Origin of the sequence: Erythrobacter rubeus (genome assembly GCF_014705715.1) — a bacterium.
GTDB lineage: Bacteria > Pseudomonadota > Alphaproteobacteria > Sphingomonadales > Sphingomonadaceae > Erythrobacter > Erythrobacter rubeus.
Genome location: NZ_JACXLC010000001.1, coordinates 191,095 through 205,315 on the forward strand (window position 1 = coordinate 191,095; position 14,221 = coordinate 205,315).

The 14,221-nt window shown below is 61.5% G+C and carries 17 protein-coding genes and 1 riboswitch; of the genes, 6 read left to right on the forward strand and 11 right to left on the reverse strand.

The features are described from left to right. The first annotated feature begins 48 nt into the window (after window positions 1-48). Window positions 49-145, forward strand: a riboswitch (glycine riboswitch). Window positions 146-297: 152 nt separating this feature from the next. From gcvT to gcvPB, 4 genes are read left to right on the forward strand one after another with little or no spacing between them, the layout of a single operon-like run. After that, a complete protein-coding gene (gcvT, locus tag IB285_RS01030; RefSeq protein WP_199803318.1) occupies window positions 298-1,443 on the forward strand; it encodes a glycine cleavage system aminomethyltransferase GcvT in 1,146 nt (381 codons plus the stop codon). Window positions 1,444-1,448: 5 nt separating this feature from the next. Continuing rightward, entirely contained in the window at window positions 1,449-1,820 is a 372-nt protein-coding gene (gene gcvH, locus IB285_RS01035) for a glycine cleavage system protein GcvH (protein ID WP_190786424.1), read from the forward strand. 42 nt (window positions 1,821-1,862) lie between these two features. Then, window positions 1,863-3,254, forward strand: a complete 1,392-nt coding sequence (gene gcvPA / locus IB285_RS01040; protein ID WP_190786425.1) for an aminomethyl-transferring glycine dehydrogenase subunit GcvPA — start codon at window positions 1,863-1,865, stop codon at window positions 3,252-3,254. Then, entirely contained in the window at window positions 3,251-4,813 is a 1,563-nt protein-coding gene (gcvPB, locus tag IB285_RS01045) for an aminomethyl-transferring glycine dehydrogenase subunit GcvPB (RefSeq protein WP_190786426.1), read from the forward strand. The genes gcvPA and gcvPB overlap by 4 nt, the downstream gene beginning before the upstream one ends. Window positions 4,814-4,830: 17 nt before the next feature. On the opposite strand, the gene IB285_RS01050 is transcribed toward gcvPB, so the two are convergent. Then, window positions 4,831-6,147, reverse strand: coding sequence for a lipopolysaccharide biosynthesis protein (locus IB285_RS01050; protein ID WP_234033023.1), 1,317 nt, complete (start codon window positions 6,145-6,147; stop codon window positions 4,831-4,833). A 41-nt stretch (window positions 6,148-6,188) separates the two neighbouring features. Then, window positions 6,189-6,998 (reverse strand): NTP transferase domain-containing protein, encoded by an 810-nt coding sequence (locus tag IB285_RS01055; RefSeq protein ID WP_190786427.1) that lies wholly within the window; start codon window positions 6,996-6,998, stop codon window positions 6,189-6,191. A gap of 89 nt (window positions 6,999-7,087) precedes the next feature. Between IB285_RS01055 and IB285_RS01060 the strand changes: the two genes are divergently transcribed. Beyond that, window positions 7,088-7,837 (forward strand): Nmad3 family putative nucleotide modification protein, encoded by a 750-nt coding sequence (locus IB285_RS01060; protein ID WP_234033024.1) that lies wholly within the window; start codon window positions 7,088-7,090, stop codon window positions 7,835-7,837. Here IB285_RS01060 and mmsB read toward each other — a convergent pair. The 5 genes from mmsB to IB285_RS01085 all read right to left on the reverse strand — a co-directional run bounded on the left by mmsB (window position 7,824) and on the right by IB285_RS01085 (window position 12,095). Then, window positions 7,824-8,690, reverse strand: a complete 867-nt coding sequence (mmsB, locus tag IB285_RS01065; protein ID WP_190786428.1) for a 3-hydroxyisobutyrate dehydrogenase — start codon at window positions 8,688-8,690, stop codon at window positions 7,824-7,826. The genes IB285_RS01060 and mmsB overlap by 14 nt on opposite strands. Continuing rightward, window positions 8,687-8,944: a hypothetical protein gene (locus tag IB285_RS01070; protein WP_190786429.1), complete on the reverse strand. Its 258-nt coding sequence runs from the start codon at window positions 8,942-8,944 to the stop codon at window positions 8,687-8,689. Before IB285_RS01070 ends, mmsB begins: the two co-directional genes overlap by 4 nt. Beyond that, entirely contained in the window at window positions 8,941-9,738 is a 798-nt protein-coding gene (locus IB285_RS01075; protein WP_190786430.1) for an enoyl-CoA hydratase-related protein, read from the reverse strand. Before IB285_RS01075 ends, IB285_RS01070 begins: the two co-directional genes overlap by 4 nt. Window positions 9,739-9,856: 118 nt before the next feature. Next, a complete protein-coding gene (locus IB285_RS01080) occupies window positions 9,857-10,927 on the reverse strand; it encodes an enoyl-CoA hydratase/isomerase family protein (RefSeq protein ID WP_190786431.1) in 1,071 nt (356 codons plus the stop codon). A gap of 22 nt (window positions 10,928-10,949) precedes the next feature. Continuing rightward, on the reverse strand, window positions 10,950-12,095 hold the full coding sequence (locus IB285_RS01085; RefSeq protein ID WP_190786432.1) for an acyl-CoA dehydrogenase family protein: 1,146 nt from the start codon (window positions 12,093-12,095) through the stop codon (window positions 10,950-10,952). Window positions 12,096-12,232: 137 nt separating this feature from the next. Between IB285_RS01085 and IB285_RS01090 the strand changes: the two genes are divergently transcribed. Next, window positions 12,233-12,640: a hypothetical protein gene (locus tag IB285_RS01090; RefSeq protein WP_190786433.1), complete on the forward strand. Its 408-nt coding sequence runs from the start codon at window positions 12,233-12,235 to the stop codon at window positions 12,638-12,640. Window positions 12,641-12,648: 8 nt separating this feature from the next. Here IB285_RS01090 and IB285_RS01095 read toward each other — a convergent pair whose 3' ends face one another. The 4 genes from IB285_RS01095 to IB285_RS01110 are packed head-to-tail and all read right to left on the reverse strand — an operon-like array spanning window position 12,649 to window position 14,216. After that, a complete protein-coding gene (locus IB285_RS01095; RefSeq protein WP_190786434.1) occupies window positions 12,649-13,047 on the reverse strand; it encodes a RidA family protein in 399 nt (132 codons plus the stop codon). A 7-nt stretch (window positions 13,048-13,054) separates the two neighbouring features. Next, window positions 13,055-13,345: an antibiotic biosynthesis monooxygenase family protein gene (locus IB285_RS01100; protein ID WP_234033025.1), complete on the reverse strand. Its 291-nt coding sequence runs from the start codon at window positions 13,343-13,345 to the stop codon at window positions 13,055-13,057. Between the two features lie 42 nt (window positions 13,346-13,387). Next, complete coding sequence (locus tag IB285_RS01105) at window positions 13,388-13,708, reverse strand: I78 family peptidase inhibitor (protein WP_234033026.1); 321 nt, start codon at window positions 13,706-13,708, stop codon at window positions 13,388-13,390. 10 nt (window positions 13,709-13,718) lie between these two features. Next, complete coding sequence (locus IB285_RS01110; RefSeq protein WP_190786436.1) at window positions 13,719-14,216, reverse strand: hypothetical protein; 498 nt, start codon at window positions 14,214-14,216, stop codon at window positions 13,719-13,721. Window positions 14,217-14,221: the final 5 nt, after the last annotated feature.

A 14,221-nucleotide genomic window follows, 5' to 3' on the forward strand; every position in this document is an offset into this window, starting at 1 on the left:
ATCCCTTCGCATGCGCAACATGAGCGATGCCTGCCGGAAGTGATTCCGGCGTCTTTCGCGGGAGAGATTCGTTCGGGGTTCCGGGCGAGGCGCCGAAGGAGCAACCGCCCCGGAAACTCTCAGGCAAACGGACCGCGCAAGGAATGGGCACTCTGGAAAGCGTTGCGGGCCACCCGTGACCACCGAAGGGGAAGGCCGGGTCGTTTGCGATCCCGCTAAGCTCTCAGGTTTCCCGACAGAGGGGGCAGGAACGACGCACCTTTCGGGGCGTTGGCTGCTTGTTCGGGGACTGAGATTTTGAGCGACGAAACACCGCAAGACGAAACGCTGCTGGAGACGCTCCCGCTCGATGCATGGCACCGGGCGCAGGGCGCACGCATGGTCCCCTTCGCCGGGTATGAAATGCCGATCCAGTACGAAGGAATTGTCGCTGAACACAACTGGACGCGGACCAGCGCCAGCCTGTTCGACGTGTCGCATATGGGTCAGCTTACCCTCAAGGGAGACAATGCCGCGCACGAGCTTGAAAAGCTGCTTCCGGGCGCGATTTCCAATCTTAAGCCCGGCAAGATGCGGTATTCGCTGCTGCTGACCGAGGCGGGCGGGGTGATCGACGATCTGATGGTCACCAACACCGGACCGCACCTCGCGCTGGTCGTAAATGGCGCGTGCAAATGGGACGATATCGCTCACCTGCGCGAGCATCTGCCGGACGACATAACGCTCACGCATTTCGATGATTTCGCACTGCTTGCCCTGCAAGGGCCGGAAGCTGGTGCGGTGCTCGAAGAACTCATCCCCGGGACCCGCGAGCTGACCTTCATGACCGCGGGCCTTTTCGAATGGACCAGAGACGGGAAGACTGCGCATCTCTGGATCAGCCGCGCCGGCTATACCGGAGAGGACGGCTTCGAGATTTCGGTCCATGAAGGCTGCGCGGAAGATCTGGCCAATGCGCTCATCGCCGACGATCGGGTGAAGCCAGCGGGGCTTGGCGCGCGTGACAGCCTGCGCCTGGAGGCTGGCCTGCCGCTTTACGGGCATGACCTCGACCAGAATATCGACCCTGTGAGCGCTGACCTCTCCTTCGCCTTGTCGAAGAAGCGCCGGAGCGAAGGCGGCTATCTCGGCCACAAGGCTGTTGCGGCCCGGTTGGCAGATGCCGAGGGCGGCACGCTCGCCCGTCGCCGCGTCGGATTGCTGCTCGATGGCCGCATGCCCGCGCGCGAAGGCGCGGACGTGTTTGCGGGCGACACCAAGGTCGGCATCGTGACCAGCGGAGGGTTCTCACCGACGCTCGGCCGCCCGATCGCGATGGCCTATGTCGATGCTCTGCACGCCGCAGAGGGCACCGCGCTCGAATGCGAAGTGCGCGGTAAGCGCCTGCCCGCCACAGTTTCACCCATGCCGTTTGTCCCGCACCGCTATTTCCGAGGGAGCTGATACCTATGCCGCGTTACTTTACCGACGAACATGAATGGATCGATGTCGAGGGCGATAGCGCCACTGTCGGTATCACCGATTACGCACAGGAGCAGCTGGGCGACATCGTCTTCGTCGAACTTCCCGATGTCGGCACCGTCATCGACAAGGGCAAAGATGCGGCCGTGGTCGAAAGTGTGAAGGCGGCAAGCGACGTCTATGCCCCGATCAGCGGTGAGATTACCGAAACGAATTCGTCCCTCGAAGACGATCCGGCCCTCGTTAACTCCTCGCCTGAAGAAGATGGCTGGTTCTTCCGCCTGACGATTTCCGACAGCTCCGAACTTGAGGGGCTGATGGATGACAAGGGTTACAAGACCTTTGTCGAAAGCCTTTGATCCCCTGACCTGAGCCGCACCTGCCAAAAGGCCGATACCACCATGCGCTACCTTCCTCTTACCGATACCGACCGCGCCGATATGCTGGCCAAGATCGGCGCGTCCTCGATAGACGACCTGTTCGTCGACGTGCCCGCGGTGGCGCAGCTCGACGGACCGATCCACGACCTGCCGATGCATGCGAGCGAGATGGCGGTGGAACGGCACATGAAATCGCGCGCAGGCAAAAACCTGGCAGCAGGCGATGCGCCATTCTTCCTCGGGGCAGGGGCGTACCGCCACCACGTCCCGGCGAGCGTCGACACGGTGATCCAGCGCGGCGAATTCCTGACGGCTTACACGCCGTATCAGCCTGAAATCGCGCAAGGCACGCTGCAAATGCTTTTCGAATTTCAGACGCAGGTCGCCCGCCTGTATGGCTGCGCGGTCGCGAACGCTTCGCTTTACGATGGGTCGACCGCATGCTGGGAAGCGGTGGCGATGGCGAGCCGCGTGACCAAGCGGAAACGGGCGGTCCTCTCCGGCGCGCTTCACCCGCATTACGCTCAGGTCGTAAAGACCATGGCGCAGTTTACCGGCGACGAGATCGCCGACGCGCAGCCATCGATCCAGACGGAGCCCGACCTCGATGGCCTGATCAGCCGGATCGACGAGGAGACGGCATGCGTTGTGGTGCAATACCCCGACATCCTTGGCCGGATCAGCGATCTTTCCAAGGTCGCAGAGGCCGCCCATGCGAAAGGCGCGCTGCTCATCGCTGTGAATACGGAGCCGGTGGCGCTGGGCGCGATCAAATCGCCGGGTGAGCTCGGCGCGGATATCGTCGTGGGTGAGGGACAGTCGATCGGCGTCGGCCTGCAGTTCGGCGGCCCATATCTTGGCCTGTTTGCCGTGCGCGATCCCAAGCATGTGCGCCAGATGCCTGGGCGTTTGTGCGGCGAAACCACCGATGCGGAGGGCAAGCGCGGCTTTGTGCTGACTTTGTCGACCCGCGAGCAGCATATTCGCCGCGAAAAGGCGACGTCGAATATCTGCACCAATTCAGGACTATGCGCGCTCGCATTCAGCGTCCACATGACTTTGCTCGGCGAAAAGGGTTTGCGCGAACTCGCAGCGGAAAACCACAGGCTTGCCTGTATGACGGCGGACAGGCTTGCGCAGGTGCCGGGCGTCAGCCTGCTCAACACAGCGTTCTTCAACGAATTCACGATCATGCTGGATGGCAAGCCCGCGAGGGAGATCGTGCGCGACCTTGCCGATCGCGGCGTGCTGGGCGGAGTGTCGCTCGGTCGCCTCTATCCGGGTGTCGAGGCGCTGGAAAACGCGCTGCTCGTCGCCGTAACCGAGACCACGACCGAAGACGACATCGACCGTCTGGCCACAGAGTTGCACGACGCTCTGGCCGGGACGCAGGCGAAGGAGCCAGCCCAATGAACGCGCCCAACAAATCCGGCTGGAAGCCTCAGATGGAAGTGACCGAAGACGGCCTTCACAACGGCCCGATGACAACGACGGGCAACCGCGCCCTGATGCTTGAAGAGCCGCTGATCTTCGAGATCGGTCATTCGGAAACAACCGGCGTCGATCTGCCCGAGATCGACGAAAGCGCGCCGACGCGGCTGGCTGGGGTCGAACGATCGGAGCCCATCGGCCTCGTCGGTCTGACCGAGCCGGAAACGGTGCGCCATTACACGCGCCTCAGCCGGCAGAATTACGGTATCGATCTCGGCTTTTTCCCGCTGGGTTCGTGCACGATGAAGCACAATCCGCGCCTCAATGAGAAGATGGCCCGGCTTCCCGGATTTGCCGACATTCACCCGCTCGCACCGCAGCAAAGCGTGCAGGGCGCGCTGCAGGTGATCCATGAGCTTGGCGACTGGCTGTGCAAGCTCACCGGCATGCCGTCGGTCGCGATGAGCCCGAAGGCTGGCGCGCATGGCGAGCTTTGCGGGATCCTTGCGATCCGCGCCGCGCACACGGCGCGCGGCGACGCGCGCAGGGTGGTGCTTGTGCCGGAAAGCGCGCATGGCACCAACCCGGCGACCGCTGCGTTCGCTGGGTACGAGGTGGAGGATATCCCCGCGACTGCAGAGGGCCGCGTGGATGTCGCCAAGCTGAAGGAGCGTCTCGGCCCCGATGTCGCGGGCGTGATGATCACCAACCCCAATACGTGCGGTCTGTTCGAAAAGGACTTCCGCGAGATCGCCGATGCAGTCCACGAGGCGGGCGGATATGTCTATTGCGATGGCGCGAACTTCAACGCCATCGTTGGACGGGTGCGTCCGGGCGACCTTGGCGTCGATGCGATGCATATCAATCTGCACAAGACTTTCTCGACCCCGCATGGCGGCGGCGGCCCCGGTTCCGGTCCGGTCGTGTTTTCCGAAGCGCTCGCGCCCTACGCCCCGCTGCCCTTTGTCAAAAAGAGCGATGAGGGCGAATATTATCTCGTCGAGGAGGAAAGCGGCGACGAATGCGGGCCGACCTTCGGCCGCATGACCGCCTTTCACGGGCAAATGGGGATGTTCACGCGCGCGCTCACATACATGCTCAGCCATGGCGCTGACGGGTTGAAACAGGTCGCCGAGGATGCCGTTCTCAACGCCAACTATGTGCTCCGCAGCCTCGAAGACATTCTCTATGCACCCTTCGCCGATAGCGGTCCGTGCATGCACGAAGCGCTGTTCGGGGATAAGGATTTCGGCGGCGATCTCTCGACTCTCGATCTTGCGAAGGCGCTGATCGACGAAGGCTATCACCCGATGACGGTGTACTTCCCTCTCGTGGTCCACGGGGCGATGCTGGTCGAGCCGACCGAGACGGAGAGCAAGGCGAGCCTCGATCAGTTCATCACCGCATTCCGGTCGGTCACCGAGCGGGCGCTGGCAGGTGACGAGACGATGAAGCAGGCGCCGTATTACGCGCCGCGCCGCAGGCTCGATGAAACCGCCGCCGCACGCAAACCGAAGCTGTCCTGGACCGATCCCGAATAGCGCCGATTTTCGCGCGATCAGCGTGGGTCTGGGCTCGGCTCCGGCGCGTCCTTGCCTGCGGGCGGCTCGACCGTGATCTTGATCGACTGGAGCGACAGGATCGCGATCCAGAAGCCGATGACGGCGAGCGCGCTTGACCCCAGCATTGTCAGCGCTGCGCCTTTCAGGCCCTGCCATCCCATCGCGAATTCCAGCAATGCGAAGCCAAGCGCCATGGGGATCGCGCGCGCAATCAGCGCCGTACCGGCACGGCCTGCACTAACCAGCAGCGATTGCAGGCTGGCTCCCACCAGCTCGATTGCGCCGGCGATCGCGATGATGACCATCGTCCAGTAAACCCCGCCCAGTGGTTCCCCCGCAATCGTTTCGATGATGAGCCGGCCGAACATCAGCGCGAGCACCACAGCGAAAATTCCGCCGCCCAAGGCGATATAGGCCATCCGCTGCGCGATACGGACAGCGTCATCCTTGGCATGCACAAGCTCCGGATAGATCGCTTTCGAAATGGTCTGGGCGAGTTGCACGAGGGCCTGGCCAAGCTGCGAGGCGACCCGGAAACCGCCAGCGAAGGCCTCCCCGCCGATTGCGCCGACCAGCAGCAGAAGGACATGCTTGGCGCTGATATTGAGGCTTTCGGTGAAATTGGTCGACCACACGAAGCCCCAGGCGTCCGGGTGGCTGCGCGGGACATTGCGCAGGCTGATACGCGACAGATCGATCCGCTCACGCCTTGCCGCGGCGAACCAAAGCGCGCCGGCCACGCAAATCTCTGCAATGGCCCACGCCAGCACGAAACCCGCAACCGTGGGGAAGAACACCGCCGCCAGCACCGCGCAGGCCGTGCGGACAATCGGCTGCGTCGCCTCCGCCGTGGTTGCCCGCCTGTAATCGAAGCGCAGCCTCAGCAGCCCGATCGGCGTGGACCGCAAGGCGAGAAGAGAGATGATGCAGTACCCGAATGCCACCCACAGCAGCTCGGTCGAAAGCGGCAGCCAATATTGCGCGGTGTAGCAAAGCACCGCTGCGAGCACTGTGCCGAGCGCAATGGAAAGTAAATCGAGCGCGATCGCAAAACCGGTCGCCTCGGTCGCGGCCTTCATATCGTCCGGCCCGCTCCCCGCGCCCCAACGCACGATAAATTGCCACGTCTGAAAGCTCGCAAGTCCCGATACGGTCTGTCCGAGTGCAACGATGATGGCAAAGTTGCCGAAGCCTTCGAGGCCGAGGGTGCGCGTCGCCAAGGCAAGGTAAACCAGGCTGAGCACGGCATTGATGCCGCGCCCGCCGAGCAACCAGCCCATATTGGTGAATAGGCGTCCCATTCCTTTGGCCATTTGCGCCTGCGTTCTCCTGCTCAGACGCTGGGGATTTTTCCCTATACCGGCGCCTGGTTCTCACGGCGTTTAAGGATTTTCTCGGTTACGGCAAAGGTTCGTTCGTTGTCGACGTCGATTGCGTAATGTCCATCGGACACGACGATGGGGGATAGCTTCAGCCCGAACCTGCGCGAGACCTGGCTGAACAGCTTTTCCTTCGATCCCCAGCCAAGGCGGAAGCGCAGCAGGTTCATGAGGCCGAACGCCTTGATGATGCGGCGGGGGAACTTCACGAACTGGCCGCCCTCACGCATGATCTCCGCTGCGTTCAGTGCCTCTTCGCTGCCCATCCAGTACATGTTGCAGTTGGAATAGGCGCCGTCGCGAAACTGGTAGAATTTTGCCTGACCTTGCGGGTCGGCGGCCTGCACGTCCTCTTTTCTGGCGAGCGCGGCGGCTCCGCCTGCATCGGCGGCAAAGCACTTGTCGATGAATTCCGCATAGCCTTCGGGCGTCACCAGGCAGTTGTCCGCGGTCGTGATCAGCACGGGATATTCCGCGCCTTCGGCACCAGAAACCACGCTGTCGACCAGATTGAACTTGCCCTCGGCAAAGGTCAGACGGCCTTCCTCGATCAGTTTCGCCACGGTCGGGAGCGCGGCGATTTCATCGGGTTCGTGCGCGACGATGCGGATCTGACCAACGCGGTCGCAGGCTGAAACCTGCCGGACGACGCGCTCTACCATCGGCACGCCATTGACCGGCACGACACATTTCTGCGCGACATTAGCGCGCTGTGCCAGCGGATCGAGCACCCCCGATCTCTTGCCGGCCATGACGAGTGCGGTGACTTTCTTGTGATCGCTCATAGTGTGCAGCCTTTACCGTCAAAGCTCATCGGGCGCAAAGCAACGAATGCAGCCGCTTGTGCAACATTCGGTCGCAGGGCAATGCAAGAATGATGCGGATCATCTTTTCACGCAAGGGTTTCGATAGCACCGCCGGGGGAGGGCCATCGCCGATCATTGATGGTCGCCCAGTGAGCCTGCCGATCCCGGATACGAAAGGCCTGTCGCGCACCACCTATGGCAGCCTTGGCCTCGGTGATCTCACCAGCAAAGCAAGCCGCGGAAAATATGGCGCGAAAGAGCTTTGTCATCACGACCCGATGTTTCTGGACGATGGCACGGTCATGCTCGGCCAGTGCAGCTCGTCGCAGGGGCACCTATCGAAACAGGGGGTAGGCCCTGGAGACGTCTTCCTTTTCTTCGGTTTGTTCGAGGGCGATGCGACGGGCGGTAAGCACCACCGGATCTTCGGATGGATGAATATCGCCGCAGTTGTCGAAGTGTCGAAAGCGGACGAGTTAGACTCCCACGTTCAGCGCGCCATCAGCGTCGATCATCCGCATTTCATCGGGATGCACGCAGGCAATGACGCGGTGTATTTCGGGCTGGGAGGGACTGCCAGCCGCGCGTCGGATGCCCTGCGGCTAACAGTGCCGGGCGGGCCTGTAGGCCTATGGCGCCGCCCGCCATGGCTGGAGCGCGGAGGGATCACCTATTTCGCGGACAAGGATGAAAACTGGCCCGCGCCCGATCGCATGTACCGCGTCGGGAACGGCCAGGAATTCGTCGCGAATGTCGGCGAGCGCAGCGTCCCGCGCAAATGGCTCGATCAGATCATCGCAGAGATCAAAGCGTCTTGATGATCCCGGAGAAATCGAGCGCGCCGTGCTCTTCGGCGAAGCTTTCGTAAATATCCTTGGCATGCTTGCCGAGAGCCGTTGTCGCACCGGCGCTCTCCGCTGCCTCCATCGCAAGTTTCAGGTCTTTAAGCATCAGCGCAGAGGCGAAACCGCCCTGATATTCGTTATCCGAAGGGCTTTGCGGACCAACGCCGGGGACCGGGCAATAGCTCGTCATCGACCAGCACTGGCCCGAGGATACGGATGAGATGTCGTAGAATGTCTGCGGGTCGAGGCCGAGTTTCTCGGCCATCGAAAACGCCTCGCACGTGCCGATCATCTGGATCGCGAGGAGCATGTTGTTGCAGATCTTCGCCGCCTGTCCGTTGCCCGCATCGCCTGCGTGGATGACAGCCTTGCCCATCGCCTCGAGGATCGGCTCGGCGCGTCCGAAGGCGGTCTCACTGCCGCCAACCATGAAGGTGAGCGTGCCGCCATTCGCGGCGGCGATCCCTCCGGAAACAGGCGCGTCGACCATGTCGTACCCCGCCTCTTCCGCGGTCGCGATGACCTCGCGCGCGGTCGCGACGTCGATGGTCGAGCAATCGAGCAGCACTGCGCCTTTGGGCGCCTGGCCAATCACATCGGTTCGATAGACATCGCGCACGATATTGCCGTTGGGCAGCATCGAGACGACCGCCTCGGCCTCCTCGCATGCCGCGCGCGCCGATCCGAAAGTTGCGCAGCCCGCCTCCTTTGCCGCCGCAAGCGCGTCCTGCGACAGGTCGAATGCGCGGACATCGTGGCTAGCCTTGACAAGGTTCGCGGCCATTCCGCCACCCATATTGCCGAGGCCGATGAATGCGATCTTCATAAAACACCTATTTCGGTTAGCAGTCCGTAGCCGCCAAGAAAGACCATCGGCGGTCCAAAAATGGTCATCATGATCAGCTGGAACTTCTGAAGTAACCGATCAAATAGGGTGAGCGGCAAAGGCTCTTCGCCGCTGGCCGTCAGGATGCTGGCTTCGAGCAGGCTTATGCTGTCTTCGCGGCGATGGCGCCAACCGACGAAAGCGGCCCAGCAGAAGAAGACGCCAAACAGCAGTATGCTTAGAGCGAAGATCACCGCCCCTTCCACTGGCCCTCGCGCTTCTCGATGAACGCCGCCATGCCTTCGGCCTTGTCCTCGCTCGCGGTGAGAATCTGGAAGATGCGGCGTTCGACGATCAGGCCTTGGTCGAGCATCATTTCAAACGCGCTGTTGACCATTTCCTTGTTCGCGATGGTCGCCATCGGCGGCATCCCGGCAATGGTCGCGGCGGTTTTCAGGACGTCTGCGATAAGGTCGGCTTGCGGGACCACGCGCACGATCAGGTTGGAACGCTCGGCTTCCTCGGCGCTCATCATCCGGCCTGTCAGGCACATTTCCATCGATTTGGATTTGCCGATCGCGCGGGTCAGACGCTGCGATCCGCCCATGCCGGGGGCCACGCCCAGCTTGATTTCGGGCTGACCGAACTTCGCATTATCCGAGGCGACGATGAAGTCCGCCATCATCGCAAGCTCGCACCCGCCGCCGAGCGCGAAACCATTGACCGCCGCAATCCACGGCTTGCGGGTCTTCTTCACGATCTCGCTCGTCCACGGCGAGAAGAAATCGTCGAGATAGAAATCGGCCGCTGCCTTTTCGCTCATCTCCTTGATGTCGGCACCCGCAGCGAAAGCCTTGTCGCCCGAGCCGGTAAGGACCGCGCAAAGCTGGCTGTCATCGGCCTGATAGTCGGCAAAGGCGTCGATCAGTTCTTCGAGCACTTTGGAATTCAGCGCATTGAGCGCCTTGGGCCGGTTGAGGGTGAGCAGGGTGACCCCTTTGGTCCCCTGCGCGTCTTTTTCGACGGTGATAGTTTCGTATTGGGCCATCGGCCTTCTCCAATTCGTCACCCTGAACGTGTTTCAGGGTCCGTTCTTCGATCTGCACCGCACCCGCCACTGGCGAAATGGATGCTGAAACAGGTTCAGCATGACGGTGCGGGCGGGATTACGCGAGTGGTTTCCATTCCTCGTCATCGGGCAGGGGCGCAAAGATGCTGTCGAGGAGTTCCTCGCTCACACCTTCGGGCGTGGGCGGATCCCACTGCGGATCGTTGGTTTTGTCGACAATCACGGCGCGCACGCCCTCGGCGAAATCGGGCCGGGTCAGCACCCGCGAGGCGATGCGGTATTCCATCCGCATGTTTTCGGCAAAATCGATCATCTGTTCGCTGGTCGCAAGCTGGCGCAGCGCGACCTTGCAGGTCTGCGGGCTCTTGGTGCCGAGCGTGTCGCGCTCTTTTGCCGCCCATTCGGCATTACCGTTCTCATCGGTCTCGATCTCGTTTTCGAGACTGGCGAGTATCTCCTCGTAATCGTCGGACGCGAAATGCTTGGCGATGCGCAGCGCGTTCCCTTCGATGCGGGCATCGGGCGGAGTGCCGACGGGCTCGGACAGGATCCCGGCAATGCGGCCGGGCCGCTCGATAATGCGAGCTTTGAGCTCATCGATCATCTCGCTCGGAACGTAATGCGTGGCGATCCCGGTCCACAAGCATTCCGCTCCATCGAGCCGCGCACCTGTGAGCGCGAGGAACTGGCCCAGACGCCCGCCGAGGCGCGAAAGGTACCAGCCGCCGCCGACATCCGGGAACAGGCCGATGCCGGTTTCGGGCATGGCGAAACGGGTGTTTTCCGTCGCGACCCGGAACTTCGCGGGAAGCGCGATGCCCACGCCGCCGCCCATTGTGATGCCGTCCATGAAGGCGACAATGGGCTTGGGGTAGGTGAACAGCTGATGGTTGAGCTGATATTCGTCGTGGAAGAACTTGCGGCCCGACACGCCACCATCGTTCAAGGCCGAATTGCGCAGGAACGCGATGTCGCCGCCCGCGCAAAAGCCGCGCCCCTCGGCATGGTCGAGAATGATCGCTTCGACGTCGTCGTCATGCTCCCACTCGGTGAGCGCCGCGCTCATTGCGTGACACATGTCGAGCGTGAGCGCGTGCAGCGCCTTGGGCCGGTTGAGCGAGATATGGCCGACGCGGCCATCCTTATGAATGTTAACGTCTTGCGTCATGGTTTTCGCCTTATCCCTGCGTTCACTGGCGCAGCAGATCGCGGCCGACGATCATCCGCATGACCTGATTTGTACCCTCAAGGATCGAGTGAACTCGCAGGTCGCGCCAGAAGCGTTCGATCGGGTAATCCTTGAGGTAGCCATAGCCGCCGAACAATTGCAGCGCGTCGTTCACGACCTTGCTGCCATTGTCTGTCGCGAGCCGTTTGGCCATCGCGGAAAAGCGCGATTTGTCCGGCGCGTTGTCGGTCACCTTGGCAGCCGCGAGGTACAGCAGAGCGCGCGCCGCTTCGAGGTCGGTCGCCATGTCGGCGAGCATGAACTGCGTGTTCTGGAAATCGGCAATCGGCGTGTCGAACTGCTTGCGATCCTTGGTGTAGGCGACTGCTTCGTCGAGACAGCGCTGCGCCCCGCCGAGCGAGCATGCGCCGATATTAAGACGTCCGCCATCGAGCCCCATCATCGCAAAGCGAAACCCTTCGCCTTCATCCCCGACGCGGTTCTCGACCGGTACCCGCGCATCCTCGAAGATGACCTGCGCGGTCGGAGAGGCGTTCCAGCCAAGTTTCTTCTCCGGTGCGCCGAAAGAGACACCCGGCGTGTCCTTGTCGATGACAAGGCAGGTGATGCCCTTTGTCTTGTGATCGCTGGTACGCACCATGGTGACGTAGACGTCGTTGACCCCGCCGCCCGAAATGAACTGCTTCGTGCCGTTAAGGACATAGTGATCGCCGTCCAGCCTGGCGTTTGTCTTCAGCCCCGCAGCGTCCGATCCGCTGCCGGGTTCGGTCAGGCAGTAGCTGGCGATCTTTTCCATCGTGACCAGATCGGGGAGGTATTTTTCTTTCACACCTGCACCGCCGAACTGGTCGATCATCCAGGCGGCCATATTGTGGATCGAGATGAAAGCGCTCGTCGTCGGGCAGCCATAGGCCATCGCCTCCATGATCAGCGCGGCTTCAAGCCGGCCGAGCCCGATACCGCCCGATTCCTCGGACACGTAGATCGCGCCAAAGCCGAGTTCGGCGCTTTGCTTGATCACGTCTTTTGGGAAGTGATGCTTCTCATCCCATTCGCCCGCATTGGGCGTGATGTTGTCGGCGGTAAAGCGCTGCGCCATTTCCTGGATCGCAAGCTGATCGGATGTAAGTGAAAATTGTCCTTGCATGCCCGCGCATCTACAGCGCTTCTCGCGCTTAGAAAAGGGCCGGAAAGCCGCTTCTTTTGCTAGGCACGATGCGAGCAGCGCAACGCGAAAAAGCACGACGCCGTAACCGCGCGGCCATTGCACGCGTACAGCACTATATGACCCAGCATTATTCGCGCCTGATAATTGTCTACAACGCCGACAGCGGCATTCTGAACGCGCTCAAGGATATGGTGCACAAGATCGTGTCGCCATCGACCTATCCGTGCTCGCTGTGTGCGCTGACCTATGGCCCTGTTGCCATGCGAGGCCAGTGGCGGCGGTTCCTGGGTAGTATCAGGATGGGCGTGCAGTTCTATCACCGCGACGAGTTTGCAAAGGCATATCCCACGCATAGCGCGCAGCTGCCCGCGATCCTCCTTGCCGAGCATGGCAATCCCGCGCGCATGCTCATTTCAGCCGATGAGCTCAACGATATGGAAAGCCTGCCCGAACTGATTGTTCGTGTGGAGAGCAAGCTGGAGCTCGAACGGATACGCAATCCGTTTCCGCGCGCGGTTGCTTAGCATGTAGCCTAGGCGTCCTCGACGACCGCCTCGGCTTCGATCTCGACCTTCCATTCGCGCCGGCAGAGCCATGCCACCCCAGCCATGGTCGCAGCGGGCCTTGCACCGCCGAAATAGCGGGCGTGAACAGCGCCAACGGCGTCCTGATCGCTGAAATCCGTGAGCAGCATGCGCGTGCGGACCACATCCTTGGCGCTGCCGCCAAGCTCCTCAATCGCAGCAATGATCAGTTCGCAGCACCGCACGGCTTGCGCGGCGGCATCGCCTGGGGTGGTTTCACCGTCAGGCTCGATCGGACCGGTTCCAGCGACGATGATGCGGTTTCCCACGCGGACGGCCCGGCAAAAGCCGAACTGCGCCTCGTAAGGTGATCCGGAACTGACGTGTTTGCGATCCGCACTAGCCATCGTCTGCTCACATCATCTCGAAATGATCGACTGTGCAATTCTCGACTAGGTGCTCCATCCCAGCGGGAATGTGAGGCTCATTCCAGTTCGCACCAAGCGAATCTTCCAGTGATTTCCTGGACGTCCAGTGGGACACCATAACGTAGCTACCGGTTGTCGCTTCCATTGGCTTGCCGATCCAGACGGCTTCCATCCCGTCACATGATTTCATAAATGGGACGGAGATCCCTCGATATTTCTCTTCGAACTCCGTTTCATTGGCGGGTTTTATCCAAACACGAAAAACTCTGATGATCATGGCTGGCCTATCCGATCCGACTAAAGTCCAAACGGCAACATATCATCCGCAGGTGATCGCCGTAATCGTCATGTTTTCGTCGTATCGTATGTTCACCCGCTGCTCGCTGTAATCCATCGTCCATGCGGAATTCGGAGGACCCCAGCGAAGTGCGCGCGCCCCGCTTTGCTCAAGCACGATCTTGCCCACCTCTTGCGTCGCTTCCTTACCGACATGCTGCTGGACCGGCTCAGCATCGCAAGCCGCGCCGACGGGTTTGGCTCGTGGCTCCGAAGGGGCCGCGCTCGCATCTGGCGTAGCGTAAGCGCCAGCGCAGCCGCTGAGCATCACCGCGATTATTAGGGCAGAGGATTTCGGGACCATGGCAATCTCCTCAATCAGCGCAGCGCTTGCTGGGATATGTGTCCGCTTCCTTTGGCTGCTCGCCATCGGAGGTGTGGAGCCTCAATTCGTCGCCTTCACCGACCAGCGAAAAGCGGGTTTGCTGCGTCCAAGTCTCACCTTCGCCTTCCATATCGAGGGTGACGATCACGTCATCACCGTCTGGCTCGGTGGCAGTCACAAGCCCCAGCGATTCGTAAAACAGAATTTCCGATGCGGAGATTTCCATCAGCAGATCGCTCGTGCGCTCGCAGGTGCCGCCTTCGAAATCCCAGACCCCGTGATATCGCGCAGGAATCATCGCGCTATCCGCTTCGCCTGAAACCGCATCGCTCGCGCCGTCATCCGCTTTCGGTTCTGAGCTAACCGGCGCGTTCCCGATCTCCGCTTGATCCGGTTCCCGTGGAGCCTCCTCCGGCGATCCGCATCCGCCGAGCAGGATGGAACCCGCAAGCAGCCATGTCATCGATCGAGAGAGGCGATCAGCCATCCGTT